Origin of the sequence: Bradyrhizobium sp. BR 1432, from assembly GCF_051547705.1 — a bacterium.
Lineage (GTDB): Bacteria > Pseudomonadota > Alphaproteobacteria > Rhizobiales > Xanthobacteraceae > Bradyrhizobium > Bradyrhizobium zhanjiangense.
The window spans coordinates 6,092,038-6,109,385 of the sequence record NZ_JBPUGF010000003.1 but is presented as its reverse complement, the minus strand read 5'-3'; the positions used below and the strand labels follow the sequence as shown (position 1 = coordinate 6,109,385).

At 59.2% G+C, this 17,348-nt stretch carries 20 protein-coding genes; 15 read left to right on the top strand and 5 right to left on the bottom strand.

The window, feature by feature from the left end:
- Positions 1–64 precede the first annotated feature (64 nt).
- Entirely contained in the window at positions 65–1,030 is a 966-nt protein-coding gene (locus ACSKB8_RS29635) for an alpha/beta fold hydrolase (RefSeq protein WP_438107965.1), read from the bottom strand.
- Between the two features lie 124 nt (positions 1,031–1,154).
- Here ACSKB8_RS29635 and ACSKB8_RS29630 point away from each other — a divergent pair, with 124 nt between their 5' ends.
- The 4 genes from ACSKB8_RS29630 (at position 1,155) to ACSKB8_RS29615 (ending at position 3,325) form a co-directional block, all read left to right on the top strand.
- Positions 1,155–1,787, top strand: coding sequence for a TetR/AcrR family transcriptional regulator (locus ACSKB8_RS29630; protein ID WP_438107964.1), 633 nt, complete (start codon positions 1,155–1,157; stop codon positions 1,785–1,787).
- Positions 1,788–2,150: 363 nt separating this feature from the next.
- On the top strand, positions 2,151–2,663 hold the full coding sequence (locus ACSKB8_RS29625) for a septal ring lytic transglycosylase RlpA family protein (protein WP_438107963.1): 513 nt from the start codon (positions 2,151–2,153) through the stop codon (positions 2,661–2,663).
- A gap of 181 nt (positions 2,664–2,844) precedes the next feature.
- On the top strand, positions 2,845–3,054 hold the full coding sequence (locus ACSKB8_RS29620) for a PRC-barrel domain-containing protein (RefSeq protein WP_370985933.1): 210 nt from the start codon (positions 2,845–2,847) through the stop codon (positions 3,052–3,054).
- Between the two features lie 115 nt (positions 3,055–3,169).
- A complete protein-coding gene (locus tag ACSKB8_RS29615; RefSeq protein ID WP_370985932.1) occupies positions 3,170–3,325 on the top strand; it encodes a hypothetical protein in 156 nt (51 codons plus the stop codon).
- Positions 3,326–3,555: 230 nt separating this feature from the next.
- On the opposite strand, the gene ACSKB8_RS29610 is transcribed toward ACSKB8_RS29615, so the two are convergent.
- Positions 3,556–3,726: a hypothetical protein gene (locus ACSKB8_RS29610; protein WP_370985931.1), complete on the bottom strand. Its 171-nt coding sequence runs from the start codon at positions 3,724–3,726 to the stop codon at positions 3,556–3,558.
- A 1,164-nt stretch (positions 3,727–4,890) separates the two neighbouring features.
- On the opposite strand from ACSKB8_RS29610, the gene ACSKB8_RS29605 reads away from it, so the two are divergent.
- The 7 genes from ACSKB8_RS29605 to ACSKB8_RS29575 all read left to right on the top strand — a co-directional run bounded on the left by ACSKB8_RS29605 (position 4,891) and on the right by ACSKB8_RS29575 (position 12,157).
- Positions 4,891–6,360: a tyrosine-type recombinase/integrase gene (locus tag ACSKB8_RS29605; protein WP_438107962.1), complete on the top strand. Its 1,470-nt coding sequence runs from the start codon at positions 4,891–4,893 to the stop codon at positions 6,358–6,360.
- A gap of 69 nt (positions 6,361–6,429) precedes the next feature.
- Positions 6,430–6,627: a helix-turn-helix domain-containing protein gene (locus tag ACSKB8_RS29600; protein WP_128933983.1), complete on the top strand. Its 198-nt coding sequence runs from the start codon at positions 6,430–6,432 to the stop codon at positions 6,625–6,627.
- Between the two features lie 147 nt (positions 6,628–6,774).
- Complete coding sequence (locus ACSKB8_RS29595; RefSeq protein WP_438107961.1) at positions 6,775–9,237, top strand: DUF3987 domain-containing protein; 2,463 nt, start codon at positions 6,775–6,777, stop codon at positions 9,235–9,237.
- Between the two features lie 366 nt (positions 9,238–9,603).
- Positions 9,604–10,017: a hypothetical protein gene (locus ACSKB8_RS29590; protein ID WP_438107960.1), complete on the top strand. Its 414-nt coding sequence runs from the start codon at positions 9,604–9,606 to the stop codon at positions 10,015–10,017.
- Between the two features lie 75 nt (positions 10,018–10,092).
- On the top strand, positions 10,093–10,575 hold the full coding sequence (locus tag ACSKB8_RS29585; RefSeq protein ID WP_438107959.1) for a hypothetical protein: 483 nt from the start codon (positions 10,093–10,095) through the stop codon (positions 10,573–10,575).
- 354 nt (positions 10,576–10,929) lie between these two features.
- A complete protein-coding gene (locus ACSKB8_RS29580) occupies positions 10,930–11,391 on the top strand; it encodes a hypothetical protein (RefSeq protein WP_438107958.1) in 462 nt (153 codons plus the stop codon).
- Positions 11,392–11,395: 4 nt separating this feature from the next.
- Complete coding sequence (locus tag ACSKB8_RS29575) at positions 11,396–12,157, top strand: hypothetical protein (RefSeq protein ID WP_438107957.1); 762 nt, start codon at positions 11,396–11,398, stop codon at positions 12,155–12,157.
- Between the two features lie 80 nt (positions 12,158–12,237).
- Here ACSKB8_RS29575 and ACSKB8_RS29570 read toward each other — a convergent pair whose 3' ends face one another.
- The 3 genes from ACSKB8_RS29570 to ACSKB8_RS29560 all read right to left on the bottom strand — a co-directional run bounded on the left by ACSKB8_RS29570 (position 12,238) and on the right by ACSKB8_RS29560 (position 13,958).
- The gene (locus tag ACSKB8_RS29570; RefSeq protein WP_438107956.1) at positions 12,238–12,441 is read right to left on the bottom strand and encodes a DUF2934 domain-containing protein; all 204 of its coding nucleotides are present in this window, start codon (positions 12,439–12,441) and stop codon (positions 12,238–12,240) included.
- Between the two features lie 211 nt (positions 12,442–12,652).
- Positions 12,653–13,135, bottom strand: coding sequence for a thermonuclease family protein (locus ACSKB8_RS29565; protein ID WP_438110733.1), 483 nt, complete (start codon positions 13,133–13,135; stop codon positions 12,653–12,655).
- Positions 13,136–13,808: 673 nt separating this feature from the next.
- Positions 13,809–13,958: a hypothetical protein gene (locus ACSKB8_RS29560; protein ID WP_438107955.1), complete on the bottom strand. Its 150-nt coding sequence runs from the start codon at positions 13,956–13,958 to the stop codon at positions 13,809–13,811.
- A gap of 59 nt (positions 13,959–14,017) precedes the next feature.
- Between ACSKB8_RS29560 and ACSKB8_RS29555 the strand changes: the two genes are divergently transcribed.
- The 4 genes from ACSKB8_RS29555 to ACSKB8_RS29540 all read left to right on the top strand — a co-directional run bounded on the left by ACSKB8_RS29555 (position 14,018) and on the right by ACSKB8_RS29540 (position 17,327).
- A complete protein-coding gene (locus ACSKB8_RS29555; RefSeq protein WP_438107954.1) occupies positions 14,018–14,233 on the top strand; it encodes a hypothetical protein in 216 nt (71 codons plus the stop codon).
- A gap of 272 nt (positions 14,234–14,505) precedes the next feature.
- Entirely contained in the window at positions 14,506–14,985 is a 480-nt protein-coding gene (locus ACSKB8_RS29550) for a hypothetical protein (protein ID WP_438107953.1), read from the top strand.
- 229 nt (positions 14,986–15,214) lie between these two features.
- Complete coding sequence (locus ACSKB8_RS29545; protein WP_438107952.1) at positions 15,215–15,793, top strand: DUF2939 domain-containing protein; 579 nt, start codon at positions 15,215–15,217, stop codon at positions 15,791–15,793.
- A gap of 1,069 nt (positions 15,794–16,862) precedes the next feature.
- Entirely contained in the window at positions 16,863–17,327 is a 465-nt protein-coding gene (locus ACSKB8_RS29540; RefSeq protein ID WP_438107951.1) for a hypothetical protein, read from the top strand.
- Positions 17,328–17,348 lie beyond the last annotated feature (21 nt).

The following is a 17,348-nucleotide window of genomic DNA, read 5'->3' as shown; positions in this document are numbered from 1 at the left end:
ATGGGCTCGATAGCGCCACCCTCATTGGGCCGCCGCGCTCTGTGACAATGATCACGCCCTTCCTTTAAGCTACCGCGCGCAAAATGAGCGCACGCGCACGTCGCCCCTCCGGCGTCGGCATCAGCGCGTAATTGTGCGGTTGGTCGCGGAGCAGATGCAGCTCGACCGGCACACCCACCGCCCTCGCCCGCTCCGCAAGATCGACGCTGTCGGGATACAGAAGGTCGCGCGTGCCCGAGAAGATCGTCATCGGCGCGAGCGCACGGAACGCGCCGTTGAGCGGGCTGACAAAGGGATGACCGACATCGAGCTCACCGGCATAGAGTCGTCCCGCCTCGACGATCCCCGGAATGTCCTGAATGGGATCGCGTGCCGCAAGCGCCACCTGCTCCGGACGGCTGACCGAGGCATCGGCCGCGGGCGAGATTAGCACCAGCCGGGCCGGCTGCCGGTGCCCGCGATCGCGCAGCCACTGGCAGGCAGCGAGCGCAAGACCCGCGCCGGCGGAATTGCCGACCACCGTGACCTTTGCGGACCCCGCGTCTTCCAGCAGCATGCGCAACAGCTCCGCCGTCGCCGGCACGATCTCCTTCGCGGTCGCGCGCGGCGCCAGCGGATAGATCGGCACGACGCAAACGACGCGCGCCTTGCGCGTCATCTGGCCGACGAAGCGCCAATGCGTCGGCACGATCTCGTTGATGAAGCCGCCGCCATGCAGGAACATGACGTGATTGCAGCCCTCATGGCCCGACGACGGTGCGGTGTAGTACACCGGCCAGCCGCCCATCTTGGTCAACGTCACCTCGACGCCGCGGCCCAGTCCCGTCGGCTCATACGACGCCGGCTGTAATGCGAGCTTCTGAACACGCGCCTGCACGGCTTCGGCTGAGGCGAGCTGCTGCTTGAACGGAAGCTGCCGCAGCAGCGCATTGAAGCAACGGCTCTGCAAGCTCGGCGCGGGATCGCCGCGGCGCAGCGCGCCGAAGTCAGGGCAAAACTGCAGGGACGACAACATCTTTGCGACGCTCATGGCCACCTCTCTCCGCCTGGCTTGATCTCACAGGGCGACAAAGACGCTTGCCGACCCGCCGCCACTTGCGACTATAATGCGAGCATTCGCTCGCTTTTCCTACTCGCATTCGGACTGCAAGACCATGGCGCGCAAACCGCCGACAAAACCGCGGAAAAATGCTTCGCAGGCGAGATCACGCGCCACCGTCAACGCACTGGTCGAGGCAACCGCTCGCATTCTGGTCCGCGAAGGCTTCGAGAAGGCGAGCACCAATCGCATCGCCGAAATCGCCGGCGTCAGCGTCGGCTCGCTCTACCAATATTTTCCGAGCAAGGAGGCCCTCGTCGCCGCCGTGATCGAGCGTCACAACGAGGAGATCATGGGCCTCGTCCGCGCCGCGCTGACCGAAGTCGCCGACCTGCCGATCGAAAATGCCGTGCGCAAGCTCGTCACCGTTGCGATCGAAGCCCACCGCATCGACCCGAAACTGCACCGCGTCCTCGCCGAGCAAATTCCGCGCACCGGCCAGCTCAAAGACGTCGAAGCCTTCAACCGCGAAGTCCACACCCTCGTGCGCACCTATCTCGAAAGCCGCCGCAAGGAGATGCGCAAGATCGATCCGGGCCTGGCGACGTTCATCTGCGTCAGCGCGATCGAAGCGGTCGCGCACAACACGGTGCTGAACCAGGCCGAGATGCTGTCGGAGAAAATGGTGCGGACGCTGGTGGACGAGACGACAAGGATGGTGGTGGGGTATTTGCGACCAGCCGCTTAGCAGTCGATATTGCAAGCGCTCATTGCTAGAGCGTCGACAAGTCCCAGAAGATTATTGATCTCGACCTTGCACGACTGGGCGTTCTGGCAGCTAACGCAAATTGCGAAGCTCGAGCAGTTTCGACATCGAAGAACTACACTATCGGAGTAGAAGCCAAGCAGTGCCTGCTGGACGCGGCTATGCGCCGCAGCGAGACGGCTGCTTGCTGCGCTGCGCCTAAGTACTCTCGGAACTACGCATCGAACCATCGGTATGCACTCACCTTTGTCTGCACGAGAATGCGGGGTGCAGGAACACAGGCCGATGAGTTTGCATTGTCCATCAGTTTCATGCGTGAGGCCGATCATGCAAGTTCTTTGTAGAATGATCGCGATTGCAACAATCCCAGCTTGGATGGCGATCTACTCGACTTCTGCTGTCGCGCAAACCTTCGATGAGAGGTGGTTCATCATTCCAAAAGCTCACGCGGAGCCAGCTCCTGAGGGGCTCGACCAGACAAAGAAGGACGAAACGCAAACGAAACCTTCGACCCCACAGCAAGCGCAACCTCTCACTCCGGAAGAGCCTTCGAAAGATCGTTTAGGAGCCCAATCTTCTAATCGAGTTCTTTCCGGCAAAGCCTCCTACTATTCTTATTTCAAAGGCAAGACAGCGAGCGGTTCATCGTTTGATCGTAATCGGCTAACAGCGGCGCACCGCCGCCTGCCTTTCGGCACCAAATTGCGCGTCACTCACGACAGCCGAAGCGTCATCGTCACAGTCAATGACCGCGGTCCGTTCGTCCGCAGTCGTGTCCTCGACCTTTCGCTGGCTGCTGCGCGCAGCTTGGGGATTACGGATCGTGGCGTGGCTCAGGTTCGTGCCGAGGTGTTGTGAACACACAACCGGCGCCGAGCGAACTTGCCTGCAACTAAAGGAACTCCGACGCTCCTGCGTGCCCCCTGTTTTGCCCGGCGCGTCAGGTCATCCAGCCATCCATCCCTCGTGCGCCCATTCAGAAAGGAACGCAGCTCAGTCTCAGCGGTTGTGGCCGCATAGCCAGAACGAGATGCGGCAGATGCCCCGGGCTAAAGCTCACGCCTCTGCTATTCTACGCGAATATCACGAAGCCGAGACAGAATTGATCGGCAAGGCGGTGGTGCTCACGGACGGTACAGCAGGGACTGTCGAGGAACTGCACTTGGACGAAGCGCACGGCTTGCGTCTTTCCATTACTGGCCATCCCGGAAAGTGGCCCGTGGCAACGATTAAGCTGGCGCAGAAGTGACAGCCCACCTGTTTATGTGCGCTGATCCTCGTCATCACGCGAGCAATTGTTGCTGCTGCGCTGTGGCAGGCGCTTCATCTGGCGCGGACGGCCGACGTGAGCGGAGGTAGCTGCGTTGTTCAACTCAAAAGGCGATCTTCTGCTCAGCCTCAAGGACGCGTTCGCGCAGTGCTTCCAATTCGGCAATCTGAGCAGCGAGCACTTCGAAGCGGTGCCGAAGAACAGCGGCAGCGGTATCCGCTCGACCGCCGCGATTGCCCGCCTCGGGTAAGTTGGCCCATTCGAAGGGAGTGGCCGATCGCATTGGCGTTGGGGAATTCTGGAAATGATGGAGACCAGTCATGGCCGGACCTTCCGAGCGGGCGCAAGGGAAATGGAGTAGGAAGGGCCGCGCCGCGCTTTTTGTATAGCGAGGCGACAATTAAATCACATCGCAAGTCAAAAAAAATAAATTAGTTAATTAAAATTAATCACGAATTATAACACTCGCGCCGGGCTCCCTTAGTGTTTTATCCCCGGTTCTCTCCAGTCTGCTCTCTGGCCGAGCTGTTTAAGCCGCTCCTCCAGGGCGCGCTTTGCTGCGATCAGCTTGACGGCTAGGACCTGACCCACGTCGGTGTGCAGCGCCCACAACTCATCAATGGACATCTCGTCAAAGTGATCTCGATCCATGCCACCCGGGTCCCTGCAGATTACCCCAAGATGCGTGGCTGAGGGAGATGCCCAGCGTTCTAGGCCAAGCTCAGGCACGGGCACTGTTACAATTAAGCCCCCAATATTAAATCACATTAAATAAAAAATATATAATAAATTTTCTGATCGCGGGTCAAGGCAACCGTTTGGTCCTCCGATCCTGGATCGCAAGCGATCGCCCATTCACAACGTTGAGGCGCGCAACGATCGCAATATGATCGTTATTGCTGGAGCACTTGGCGGGGCTTGGTGCGGCTTACGGGGATAGCGACAAGTTCAGGGCCATGGATGGCGGCGCTGTTCGCGATCGCATACGGCACTGTCGGCATTTTGGTTGGCGTGCCTTTCGCCGGCTTTCTCAACCTCACTCGCCGGCTTTGGCAGTAGCGACGACCTGAGACGTTAAGCAACTCTTAGAAAATCGGCCGCATCATCGTGCTGTCGATGAACCCGCCAAAGGCTTGATTGCCCGCGGTGGCGCAGGCGGAGGTTGATCACTCCGAAAAGGTGGGCAGCTCTTTTTCTGCGGCGAATCGTGATCGTGCCGTCCTTTGGCGCGACGTTCTGGCAAAAGTTTTGCGTGATCTGAGTTAGTTGACGCTGTTTGCATTTCGCGCCACCCGAACTTGGCGAGCGTGCCGACGCTTCGCAAATGGCGCACTCCGAATTCGGCGCATCACCAACATGGGATAAGGAGCCGGCTGTCGGAGATACTTTCCCATCACGACACCGCTGGCATGGTGACATGATGCCCCTGTTTTGCCCGACGCGTCAAGTCGTTTTCGGAAAAACATTATCTTCCAATGGCATCGCTACTGTGCATGGGGTTGTTTTGGCACTTTAGTTTGCCGACCGCCGCAGCAGCCACCCACCACTGGTCGCCGCGCGTCCGCCACGGGCGGGAGCAAGCCCCCACGCCAACATCATCCACCCGCCAAATGAGTTGGAAAAAATGGTCGGAGCGAGAGGATTTGAACCTCCGACCCCTAGTCTCCCAGACATATCTGCCATTCCCTCGCCTCCCCTCACCCACCCTCAGAGGCCCTAACGCCTCGCGGAAAGTCTGGCCAACCATAACCTACCGCTATCCCTTGCCTGCTGTGATTGGCATCGCGGTGCTTCCCCGTGCTTCCCGGAGGGCAAATGAGCGGTCAAACCATCACAAAGAGCCTGGTCGACGGCCTCGAAAAGCAGGCATCCGAATACACAGTGTGGGACGCCAAGCTACCCGGGTTCGGGGTACGCGTCCGACCCACCGGCGCCAAATCATTCGTCATCGTCTATCGCGCCGGGACCGGCCGCGGAGCTCCCGTCCGGCGCTACACCGTCGCGGCAGTCGGGAAGTTGGCCCCCGAGGCCGCCCGTACCCAAGCCAAGATCTTGCTTGGGAACATCGCCAACGGCGCCGACCCGGCTGCAGCGAAGCGGGCGAACCGCCCCAAACGAGATCAGTTGACGTTCGATGCCTTTGCGGACCGATACATAGCCGAGTACGTGATCGGGACCGGAGGCAAGGAGATCGTCCAGGCGTTCAATGCGACGGGGAAGTGGCCGGCGGAGATTCCGAGCGCAAACAAGAAGAGCTGGAAGAATGACGTCCAATACCTCAAGCGGCCGCGCGACGAATGGGGGCGCCTGCTGGCAGCAGCCATTACCGACGACGACGCCGCAGAGCTGCTGGATCTAATCGCTGAAACCGCACCCGTCAGCGCCAACCGGACCCAATCGATCCTCCACAAGATGTTCAAGTGGGGCAAACAGCCCGGGCGGAAGTACGTCCCCTCTAACCCGCTGGAGGGGATGGAGCGTCGCGGCGGCAAGGAAAAGGAGCGCAACCGAGTCCTGGCGGACGACGAGATCCGAATCCTTTGGTGGGGTCTCGACCTGCCCGACTGTCCCGTGGAGCGGCCCGTTGCCCTTGCAATCAGGTTCATCCTGGCGACGATGGTCCGCCCGTACCAAGCGGCCGGCGCCAGGATCGCCGAACTCACGCACCTCGACACCGTGGAGGCGCTTTACGACATGCCGCCCGGTCGTGTGAAAAAGGACCGGGCTGTGCTCGTCCCCCTCTCAGAACTCGCAAAAGAGATTGTTAGGGAAGCGACCACACGCGAGCGGCCCGGCATCGGTCACAACAATCCACCCGAACCCATCGACGAGGTGCCGGCGGAGGTAGTCTTTCCAAGCAAATTCAGCATCGGGGACATTGCAATTTCGCGCGCTTCAATCAGCCAAGCACTGAATGGCAAGAAAAAGGGCAAGAAAAAGGGAAAGGACATCTCGGATCGTGGCGGCATCCGCGAATTTCTGGGACTGGCGCACTTCACTGCGCACGATTTGCGGCGGACTGCCGCTACGATCGCGCGGCGCGGGGGCGCTCCGCGGCCAGACGTCAAGGCGTTACTTGATCACGTCAACGGCGATGTGACTGCGGTCTACGACAAATACGACATGCTGCCAGAGAAGCGTCAAGTTGCGACGATTCTGGAAGCCGAGCTCCGCAAGATTATTGGATCCCGGCCTTCGATTGCCGAGAATTGTGACTCTTGTGAATCGCTAAGATCGACAAACCCACAAATGCAAGGGGAGATGGCCCCTGATGGTGTTTGCTAGCATCTGATCCAGTCAGTTGGCGCCGGTCGCTTGTTTGCTGAGCGCCGGCGCCTTCAAATGGAGAGAAGGATGCAGCAATTTCTGAATACCAAAGAGGCAGCGAAACACGTGCGCCTCTCGACTGCGACTCTTGAACGCCTTCGCGTTCGTGGTGGAGGCCCGACCTACATCACGCCAATTCCGTCCAAGGTGGTCTACGACGTGACCGACCTCGATGCTTGGATGTGGAGTCGCCGGCGCAAGTCGACCTCAGAAGCGGCCGCCTAATCTTTTACTCGCGCCAAGCGCTCTTCGCCGGCCAAGCATTCCCAACACCAGACAATGAGGGCCAAAAGACAACGTCCCCGCGGGCGCCAAAAGAATGGCCCCGCCGACTGCCAGGTCGAACGGGGCCAGAAACTGAAAACCTGAGAGATGAATACCACAAATACCGTTACGAAACAACGAAGTGCTCCAGAGAACGCCAAGCTCCAGAGCGTGCTGCATCTCGCCGCGAAGGGCTTCCGCGCTTTTCCGGTTGTGATCAACGAAAAGAAGCCGCCTTTCATCGAAGGATGGCAAACCCATGCGACGCGAGATCCTGAGCAGCTCAGTGCGATTTGGGAGCTCGAACCGAGGCTAAACATAGGCTGCTTGATCGACGCGGGTTTTTCGATCGACTTTGACCCCAAAAACGGCGGTTTAGAGTCTCGCCAGAGGATGAAACAGGCAGGCCTCCTCACCCGCACCTATACGCAACGGTCGCCTTCGGGAGGCTTCCACGAAACCTATAAATGCTCGCCAGCGATCGCTAAAATCCTCAAGAATGCCGTCGGGACGATCCCCGGATATCCTGGGACCGACATTCGTGCCGATCGAAAGGGATACATACTCGGCGCGGGTTCGACGACTTCAGCCGGTGCGTACACAATTGAGGACGACGCTCCAATTGCGGACGCGAGCCCTGAGCTTATCGCCATTCTGCCGAAGAGCGATCAAGGCCAAGCCCTCCAGTTGGACCCTCCACTTGAAGGACAGGACAGCGAGAGCGAAAAAGCACGCGCGATCGACTATCTCGTCCGTCACGCGCCCGAGGCGATCGAAGGACAAGGGGGCGACGCCACCACCATCATTGTCATCAATCATGTTCGCGACTTCAACTTGAGCGCAGAGACGACGCTCGAACTGGTCGACGAGTTTTGGAACCGGACAAAGGCAATTCCGCCGTGGGATTACGATGATCTCGCCAAGAAGGTGAGGAGCGCCTCGAAATCCCGCAAGAATTCCGTCGGGGTGAAGGCGCCGGAGCACGAGCTCGAGGCGGTTGAACTGAAAGATCATCGGAAGGATTCTTCCAAGACTCTTCCCGGCGCATGGGACGAGCCGACCGATTTCTGGAAGCAAGAAAAGCCACCCGGAGACATGCTCGAGGGCATCGTTCCGCCTTTCCTGGTGGCATTCGGAAAAGATCGCGCGCGATCGCTAGGCGTAAATTCCGATGCAGTCACGGCCGCAGCCGTGGCCGTCGTGGGCTCACTGATCCCGGCCAGCAACCGGCTACAGATGTTTCAGAATCGGAGTTCGTGGTCCGTACTCTGTGTGCTTTGGACTGCCCTTGTCGGCGATCCGGGGTCGGCCAAATCCGCCGCGGTGAAGGCGGCTCTTACATTCGCGGGTCCGGTCAACAAGCGTTGGTCGGCGGCATTCGCCAAGGAAATGGCCGGCTACGAACAGGCAGAGCTCGCTTATTCAGCTCGGAACTGGAAGAAGAAGAAGGCCGACGAGCCAGCTGAGCTTCCTGCAGACCTCATTGTAAGGCCCACGCCGCCCAAATCGCGATCCAAGATCTCGAACGACAGCACGACAGAGGCGATCGTAACGCGCTTGGCCGAAACGCCCGAAATTGCTCCGCTAATCCAGTGCTCCGACGAGCTCTCGGGGTGGCTTGGCGGCATGGATGCCTATCGGGCTAAGGGGTCCAAAGACAGGGCGCTTTGGCTTGAGGCCAAGGAAGGCGCGTCCTACCGGGTCGACCGGCAAGGCCGCGGGTCAGTCGAAGCACCGAATTTGGCTGTGTCGATCATCGGGGGCATCCAAGACGATCTCATTGCTCGACTAGCTCCCGATCTCCAGACCGACGGGCTGTTGCAGCGTTTCGCTCTGATTGCCATTCGGCAGCTCGGCCTTGGCGAGGATAATGCCGAAGATCCTGCCATCGAAGCTACGATCCCGCGCGTCGCCTTGGCACTTGCTGGCCTCAGTGAGGCAACCTACCGCTTCTCCCCTGCAGCGGCAGAGGAGCTGTGGGCCATCAAGGCGTTCAAGGTGCGAGAGATGGCCCGCCCCGACGTCCCCTCGGGACTGAAGACGTGGCTGGCGAAGGCCGATGCCGAGTTCGGGCGGTATGCCCTCGCCTTTCACCTGATCGAATGGGCCATCGTAGCGGACGCGATCGAAATGCCGCCGGACAATCTCATTTCTGCTGCTACGGCCAGGAGGGCACGGCGCTACGTCGAGGAGTTTCTCTACGCTCACGCGCTGTTCATTCACACCACTGTGCTCGACGGCGCCGGCCACGACCATGAGGCACGGTGGGTCGCGGGCTACATACTCACCCGGAACATCGAGCGGCTCACGGCCAGGGAGATCAAGAGGGCTCGGCCGCGCAGTCTCAGCAAGAACCCCAAGCAACTGATGGCAGTGATGGGCCAGCTCGAGGTCGACGGATGGGTCCGCCTCGCGACGTCCGACCCGGCCAGTTGGCGGATCAACCCCGCCGTTCACGACGGTCGCTTCGAGGATATCCGGCGCGCCGAAGCTGATCGACGAGATGCTGTTCGCGGTGAAATTGCGGTCGCAGCAGCCAGCCGGCGGGCACCTGACGGACGCCCGGCATGAAGACCGGCCCCCGTCAGCGCTGTCAGCGGGTGTCAACGCTGTCAGCGCTATTGCTTCCCGACGTTCGGCGCAGCCGGGAGCGGTGCGGGCGCCTCGAGGCGCTGACAACCGCTGACAGCGCTGACACGAACGACGCTTTGAAGGTCTCACCAGGTGCGGGGGTGTCAGCGGTGTCACTTGCGCGCGCGGAAACACCAAGGCTTCTTCCCCCTCCTCCCTCTATTTTCCCCTGAGCCTGTTTAGGCGGAATCCGCTGACACCGCTGACACCCCCACCGCTGGCCGTTCCACCGCAGTCGTGGTGCCGGGATCGGCTTTTGCGTCCACTCAAGCAGCCGGCATGCGCCCGCAACATGGGGAGACCCCAATGAACCGCTTCACCCCTGGCCGCATCTTCAAGTCTCGAGGCCGGCAATACCAAATCCTCGGAACGAAAGATCACTGGTGCCGGGATGGCCGCTACGTCGAAATGATCCGCTATCAGTCCGTTTGTGCCGAGCCCGGATGCAACGCCGTGTTCACGGCTCTGACAACGAAGAGCCGAATTCAGAAAGGCCAGCTCAACAAGCGCTGCGAGCTCCACCACGCGCCGGGCATTCCGGCGCCGCTGAAAAAGCTCAAGCAGAAGCCTGCGAAGACGGCCCGGCCGAAAAAGCGCCGCTTGGTCCCCAGAACTCCAGCGATCACACCGGCGGCCCGCATGGCGGCTCGTCGGGAGCGTGCGGTTCAACGGGCCCTCGTCGCCGTGCAACGCGTCCAGCGGCTCTCCTACCTTGACTGAGGGGCCTTCTGACGGGCTTGCAGGGGCCCTTCAGCTACGGCAATCTGGCGTTGAGCTCAGAACGGAGGTTTGGGGATGCCCCGCGGCCAATTCTACACGGTGTTCACCCTGGGATTTGCCAGCGCGATCGCAGTGCTCGGAATGGTCACCGGGGGCATCCTGCTCTTCTGGCATGAGCCCACCTGGCGCATAGCTAGGGCGCTCGGAGCCTACGGCGATCACCTGTCGCCGCTGTACTTGTCGCTCGCTGTTGCCGGCGCGGCGTTGTTTTTCGCTTACTGGATTGTGCGGATCCAGCAAGCGATTGTTCGATGGTCCGGCGATCGCCTTATCGCGAAGCTAAACCGCGAATACAACATGCTCGCGCAGCTTCAGGGTCGTGAGTACGCCGACGAGTTCATGAGACTGCAGGCCCAATCGATGATCGAGGAGAGTGAGGGCAAGCCGTTCAATCTCTTCGGACGCGAGAAGATGCTGCATGCTGCAGCTGCCGCCGGCGTCCAAGTTAGACGCCCGTCTGATCAGGCGGCCGAGCGCTGCCGCGAAGCAGCCACGTGAAAGGGCTGCGCGCCCCTAAGTCATCTCACCGAACCAGCCTCCGGCGACGTACCCCGCACTGCCCACTATCGCAGAGAGCAGCCAGCCTCGGTCGACGAAGTCGCTCCTTTCAGAACCGCCAAAACGGATAAAATCGACAATGCAGCACTAGCAACCCGACCCGATTCGGAGTGCTTCGTCCGCGCCGGTCGAGTTTTGTGATCATTACCGACCCGACAAAGACCAACACGCAAGCGGGGGCCTCCAGATTGCAGGCAATTCGCGCAATGTCGACAAAGCCAACAAACTCTCACCGTTGACCGAGCTCGGTTTCAGTGATCCCAAACGCATGCTGGGGCTCACGGAGAGCAAAGCATGTGCAACGAACAGGAAGTCCTCAACGCCGCAGAGCCATTCACCGGCGCGCCCAACGACCCATTTCCGCCCCCTCTGCCGCACGATCAGGCCATTGACCGCGCTCAGGATCCGCGGCCGCTGGAAGCGTCCCCTGCCCTGGAGCCCAGCGTACCGCACGATGTTTCACCCGAGATCAAAAAGGCGATGCTTGCGGCCGCCTATGCCCAGCTCATGATCGATCGACTGGCCGCGCTTCAGAACGATGAGGTCACCAAGTACACCGGCATCTCTCGAGTTGAGCTGGGTCTGCGCGTCTGGAATGCGCCGATGGCCGAGGTGGCGAAACGCCTTAGGATGAAGAAGCACGTGCTTATGCGGATCTGCAAACTTTACGAGGTGCCGACACCTCCAAAAGGCTATTTCAACACAAGCTTTGCTAACCGCCCGATCAGATGGACGCGCGTTGTCGTCGGCGGATGAAGCAATGACGACCGATCCGCCCCTCTACGACGAACAGGAGCTCCTCGAGCGGCTCCAACTTAAAGGCTACGAGCTCGACGGCCTCCTCAATGTCGGCATCATTGCGCCAGTGGCCGGCGATCCATCAGGGCACCCCAGATACTGCGCCGAGACAGTCGATCACCTGGCCGCTCCGCAGCAACGTATCAGGCTCTCCGACGCCCTGTGGTGGGACTTCGACCTGAACAGACCCGGCTACGTGCCCGACGGAGCTCCGTGGGCGCGCGCCGTCGACCTGCCCTTCTATCCGTTCGATGACAAAGAGCAGCAATCCTGGGCCCGGCGCTATTACAAGCTGAAGAAGGCGTGCGCGCCGTTTCCATATCCCTACCCAGAGCGCCTGGCGCGCTACCGATCAAGGATGGAAGACCGCGCCACCAAAGCCTTCGAGCTGAAGCACGGGATCAAACCGCCGCCGAAGACCCGCGGTGTCGATGTCAGCATTCGCGGCACGCAGGTCAAGATAAGCCGGGCGAAGCTCCGAGACTTGGTGTGGAGCAAAACCATGATCCGCGCCGGCGCCGATCTTGGGATCACCGAGACCGCCCTACGCCACCTCTGCAAGCGATATATGATCCCTATGCCAACCCGCGGGCACTTCAACCATAAGGATCCGAAGAAGCGACCGCCGAAGCCGAAGCTGATGAAGATCCTGCGGAGGAACCCGAGGGACGGAGACGATTATCGCTTCGGCTCGGTGGAAGGGGTGTCCCCCTATGATAATTGATTTAATTGATGTTTTTCGCGTTCTTTGATCTTCTCCACGCGCTCCTCCACGTGAAAGATCAGCCGCGTGGGTTGATGGGTTTAAGGGCCTCCCCGGTGTAGCTCGCGCTCCGCGCGCAACCAGAATTCTAGGTCCCTGCCCTCGGGCCGCCCCTCGTTCTCCCAAAGCTCGTGCGCCCGCCTCCGGGTCTCCTCCTCCAAGATCTCCAAAGCGGCACAACGTCCACCAAACAACCCGTCCTTCAGGTATAGAAATAGACCAGGGGCAGAAAGACGTATGTCCACCAGGCTAAGCCGGCCAATCCGGCCAGGACGACCATATCCTCGTCGCTCATGGGGATCTCCGAGAGCAGTTTCGATTACCCTCCAAACCAACGAGCGGCAGTGCGCGTTTCAATCGCGCATCAAATATACGTCAAAGGGGGAACAGCTGCGCTGGGGCGTCGCCGTCCCGGTGACCTTGCCGCTTTCAGTCTACGAAGCCTGTCGCTGATCACTACGGCCGTGCATTTGCCCCGTCAGAACAACCTTTAGGCTCGCCGCCGTCTTTGATGCAAGCGCGATAGAGCCAGGGCACGACGTAGCTGCCCGTCCATACTCCCCGCCCCGCGCGTTCGGCTTCGCGTTGCGCGCCGTCGTATTTACCTTTGGAGTAGCGAGGCCAATCGAATGCGAGCCCGCCACGGACTAGCCACTCCGCAAGATCAACACCGCTCGCTGAGCACGTTGCGACTGTACGTCCATGGAAATCACGCCCAACCGGCTCACAGTCAACCGGCCGCCGCGCTATGAAGGCGTCCAGCTCGTTCGCCGCCTTCGCTCCGCAACGATAAGGCAAGCTGTCGTCACCGCGACAGAGCTGCGAGCTTTCGGGTGCATCAATTCCAAAAAGGCGAATGCGCGTGCCGTGAATTTCGAGCGTGTCGCCGTCAATGATGCTGGCTTGTCCGACCAAATTGCTCGCAATGCCGGGCGACAGAGTAAGAACCGTTAACGCCGCCGCCCGGAATAGAACGCTGCAAAACCGCCCGATGATAGTGGACTCTCCTAATTGGGTTTGTCGTAAAGGGGCTTACCTTTGTCGACGATGTGGACGGTCAGAATCTTTATCGTTTTGTCGCCAACAACCTTATAAGCGCCGTGGGGCACGTCACGCGCGTTTACACCCACAGTACCCGTCGGCACGTTCCGTTGGTTGCCGTCTGGAGTTCTCGATAGTGCCGCCCTCCAGGAAGTAGTACGACTCGTCCCCATGATGGATGTGCAACATCGAGACTTCGCCGGGTTTTATTTCGCTAATGCTTGTTATCACCTCCATGTTTGTGCCGGTGAGGTCTGCACGCTTCAACTCTTTTCGGTAGGGTGAGTCTTGCGAATGCGCTGCGGAAGCGAGGCAGAAAGCCAAAAGCACGCCCAAAAACACTCTCATCTCAAGTCTCCTTAAACAATCTAAGTACGCTCAACGATAATCAGGAGCGGCCAATATTGCGCCGATATGATCGAACCGGCAATCTGAGCATCACCGCACAATCCTATATTTCTTCGCAACCTTCTTTCGAGGCACTTCCGCCCTGCCAATGTTGAGCGCCCGCATGATTCCTATCCGCGCGAACATTGTGGGACCGCCTTGCTCTGCCACTAACATCAAAGCCTCAATAGCGGCCTGCCACTCCTCGCGCTTGGGCGCTCTCAGCCGGAAGCAGCGTCACGTACATTGCAGCATCCCGCAAAGTGACAAGCTCCTTCCCGCCGGGCAGCGAGATCGGTTCATCGAACTCGCGATTCCAGCCGCGCTCGACCATGCTTGACTTGTTTAGAACGGAATGAGAACATTGCCTAGCCCCACCGTTTGGACTTCCTCATGCCCGAAGCTGCCGCTCCCAAACTACAATTGGATGCGCAGGCTTTGGAAGCTGCCGCCGATCAGGCCATAGCAGCCTGCGGCGGTGATGCGCGCGAAGCTGTGAAGGCGCTGTTGATTGCGAACGAGTTTTTGGAGCGCGAGATGGAAGAGCGCGTGTCGCGCGGGTACATTCGCGGCGTGAAGCACGGCAGGTTCAACGCTTATTCCGGATAATTCATGGACATAAAAGACCGTATCGAGCGGCTTAAAGCATTCAAGAAAAGACTTCAGGCATGGCACAACAAGCCCGACGCTGAACTTCGCGAACGGCTGAACCTCAATAGGCGAGCAGTTGAGCGAGAAATCGTCGAAGCCGGATGCATGAGGCTTGTCACAATTAGTCCTCCTCCCGCAATTGGAGGGCCAATAATGCGAAACTCGAATCCGTTCGATCTGATGCACGACCCCGCCCGTACCTGATGAGCCTAGTCCCGACAATTGGCGATATGATCGATATGACCATTGCCGAGCTGCTCAATCCTTCTCCAAAAGAGCCCGAAGACGGTGCTCAGGTCGTTGCGGACATCCAGAAAGGCTATGCTTTCGTAGCCATGGCAATCGACGAAAACGACCATCAGCTCGTCGACGTTCTTGAAGCTATAAAAGAGGCCACGAAGGAATTCGGAATTGCCGCCGAGAGGATCGATGATGCCGAGTCGAATGACCGCATCACGGATCGAATTTTAGAGTCTATTCGAAAGGCAGAGTATGTTTTTGTCGACCTGACGCTTGAGAGGCCAAATGTGTTTTGGGAAGCCGGATACGCACACGGTATTGGGAAGACCCCAATCTACATTGCTCGTTCAGGGACGAAGCTTCATTTTGATGTCAAAGACTATCCCATAATTATGTTTCGTAACATGCGCGAACTTAAGGGTGGTATCGGTCGCCGCTTAAAAGGTCTGATGAAGCTTGCTCAGGATTAGTGTCATGTCGTTCGCCATGCGCGGAAAGCCCGCCAGTCTGCCAGCGGATCGCTCGATGCGGTCGCCTCGGTAGCCAGACCGGACGCCCGGTCGAGATACCAATCAATCCCCTTGCGATCCCAACGCTGAGTGCCGGGGATCGCCCAATCGCGCGTCAATCCTATGGATCGAAGGCGCCACCGGATCGGTAGCTCCGGGAACAAAGTCCGGTCGCCTCGATTGCCGCTCCATGAAGTGGCTCGTAGGCATCGTTGCGGTCCTCGTGCTCTGCCTTGTGGTGTATGCCGGATCGGCTTTCGTTTCCGCGTTGGATCTCGTTTCGGCCGTTCGGAGCGGAGACGCCCGTCAAGTGATGACCCGAACGGATCTGCCGCGTGTTCGCCACTCCCTCGTCGACCAGGTTGTCTCCGCGTACCTCGATCGAATCAGCCAAAAGCGGCCGGTGCGACCATTCGAGCGAATGGCCATAAACGCGTTCGGCGCAACGATCGCCGATGATCTCGCAATCAAGCTCTTGACTCCGGAAAACCTGTCGGTACTTCTGAAGAGCGGTACTGTTCGCAACGGCGCGGAGAACATCACGTTCGGAACGATGTCGTCGTTGGCCGAGCTCGACGTCTCGAACATCTTCGTTTTCGCCGGACGGATCACCCCGGTGAAGCCTGTCGAGTTTGCGTTGCGGCTTGGCGAGAGTCAGGACGCAGGTAGCGTCAGCATGCATCTGGACGGGACGACCTGGAAGCTCTCGGGGATCGGGCTGCCGCCGAAGGTCTTGGCGAATATGGTTGACCGGCTGCCGACGCGGTGACCCCCTCCTGCCCGCCCCCACGCTCTCTGCCGCGACTGATTGCACTTCGCTTGGCACGGTCCTTGCTGATCCAGCCCATCTCCGTCGGTCATGGCAGGGAGCCGTTTCGCGATGAAACAGAAATCTCGAGTCCCAAAGCCGCGCAAGCCTACTCTGGCACACATGGTCTCTGATCTGGTGAGATTGCTTAAAGCAATGAAAGATCTTGAGGGGCTGAGAGAGAAGGTCCGGCTAGCAGAAGCCGCTCGCGTATTGCACTAAGGTTGGCGGGTTTGAGGTGCGTTAAGAAATCCGTCTCTCCTGGGCGCTTCGGCGCACTTTAGTCGCTCGCCGCCACCCGTAAATTTCCCAATATCGCTCGCATCGAGCTCATTCGATCATTTCGAAATGAGATCGTCGAAGCCAAAGGAATGGACTGCGGCTGAGCGGAAGCGGCTTGCGTGGCTGGCACGTCGTCGTGTCGTGTCGGAGATAGCGGCGGCGCTCGGTCGGCACACCGGATCCGTGAGGCGAATGGCGCGCGCAATGGGGCTTATTGTGAAAAAATAAATTTGCTTACCTTATGGCCGCATCTCTTGCGCTCGCCTTCGGGTTGCGGTGGGATCCGCGCCGTTTGACCTTAGAACCTATGCAGGGGGCACGATGTTTATCGGAAGAACATTTTTCGGCGCGTTTGTCATCTCACTGGCTGGATCATGGGACGCGAGCGCTTGCGATTCCGTGCGAGCTCAGATGGACATCGAGTGGTGTCTGCGTGGAGGGGCGCCGCCCATCGAGGGCCGCAACACAATGTGGGACTCGCTCAAGCTTACTGGTGCGCCTCGCGACACGTTTGCGTTCGGTCAAGGATTTTATAATTGCCAAGGAAAAAAAGAGAATAAGCCGAGTAGAGAGAATTTTGCGAGTTGCACAGCGATTGATCGGAAAGCCCCCTACAATTGGGGGCGCACGATGATTGGCTTGCCGCCTGTGTAACGAGATCGATCGCTCAAGCCGCCGGTGTTTTAAAACCGGCGGCTCTTCTCGCATTTCTCACGTGTCGCAACATCTCTTTCCGAATTTTGCAAGAATGACCGAGATCAGCCCCTATCGATCAGCACCCGTGCCGTTGACGGCAGGAGCCCGCTTCATTCGCGGCTTCAAGCGGATCGGCATTGTTGCCGGTGCAATTTTCCTGCTCATCGGTATTGCCTTCTCAGTAGTGACAGCAGTGGAACAGCAGGACAGAGAAAATCGAAAATTCGCGCAGGCAACGTGCATTGCACGTCTGGTTAAGGAAAATCGTCCGCTCAAAACAAGGACGTACGATCCTAAAAAAGTGGATTGGGATGAATTTGGATGCCCAGGCTATTATTTCTACGGAGACCCGGTGGAAGTAGCGCTTGCGCACGCGAGAGGCGCCCCTCCTGCTCCCCTTGAATACGCAATCCAGCCCTTTTCTCTCGGGCTCGCCATCTCGATCGCGTGCAGCGCCGCCGTTTTCCTATTCTTCTGGCTTATCGGCTGGCTATGCGCCGGCTTTACACGCGATTGATGTGCAGGAATGACCATGCGA

Coding starts and splice junctions, on each gene's coding strand:
- ACSKB8_RS29635 (WP_438107965.1), bottom strand. CDS start 1,030: ATGAGCGTCGCAAAGATGTTGTCGTCCCTGCAGTTTTGCCCTGACTTC.
- ACSKB8_RS29630 (WP_438107964.1), top strand. CDS start 1,155: ATGGCGCGCAAACCGCCGACAAAACCGCGGAAAAATGCTTCGCAGGCG.
- ACSKB8_RS29625 (WP_438107963.1), top strand. CDS start 2,151: ATGATCGCGATTGCAACAATCCCAGCTTGGATGGCGATCTACTCGACT.
- ACSKB8_RS29620 (WP_370985933.1), top strand. CDS start 2,845: ATGCCCCGGGCTAAAGCTCACGCCTCTGCTATTCTACGCGAATATCAC.
- ACSKB8_RS29610 (WP_370985931.1), bottom strand. CDS start 3,726: ATGGATCGAGATCACTTTGACGAGATGTCCATTGATGAGTTGTGGGCG.
- ACSKB8_RS29605 (WP_438107962.1), top strand. CDS start 4,891: ATGAGCGGTCAAACCATCACAAAGAGCCTGGTCGACGGCCTCGAAAAG.
- ACSKB8_RS29600 (WP_128933983.1), top strand. CDS start 6,430: ATGCAGCAATTTCTGAATACCAAAGAGGCAGCGAAACACGTGCGCCTC.
- ACSKB8_RS29595 (WP_438107961.1), top strand. CDS start 6,775: ATGAATACCACAAATACCGTTACGAAACAACGAAGTGCTCCAGAGAAC.
- ACSKB8_RS29590 (WP_438107960.1), top strand. CDS start 9,604: ATGAACCGCTTCACCCCTGGCCGCATCTTCAAGTCTCGAGGCCGGCAA.
- ACSKB8_RS29585 (WP_438107959.1), top strand. CDS start 10,093: ATGCCCCGCGGCCAATTCTACACGGTGTTCACCCTGGGATTTGCCAGC.
- ACSKB8_RS29580 (WP_438107958.1), top strand. CDS start 10,930: ATGTGCAACGAACAGGAAGTCCTCAACGCCGCAGAGCCATTCACCGGC.
- ACSKB8_RS29575 (WP_438107957.1), top strand. CDS start 11,396: ATGACGACCGATCCGCCCCTCTACGACGAACAGGAGCTCCTCGAGCGG.
- ACSKB8_RS29560 (WP_438107955.1), bottom strand. CDS start 13,958: ATGGTCGAGCGCGGCTGGAATCGCGAGTTCGATGAACCGATCTCGCTG.
- ACSKB8_RS29555 (WP_438107954.1), top strand. CDS start 14,018: ATGCCCGAAGCTGCCGCTCCCAAACTACAATTGGATGCGCAGGCTTTG.
- ACSKB8_RS29550 (WP_438107953.1), top strand. CDS start 14,506: ATGATCGATATGACCATTGCCGAGCTGCTCAATCCTTCTCCAAAAGAG.
- ACSKB8_RS29545 (WP_438107952.1), top strand. CDS start 15,215: ATGAAGTGGCTCGTAGGCATCGTTGCGGTCCTCGTGCTCTGCCTTGTG.
- ACSKB8_RS29540 (WP_438107951.1), top strand. CDS start 16,863: ATGACCGAGATCAGCCCCTATCGATCAGCACCCGTGCCGTTGACGGCA.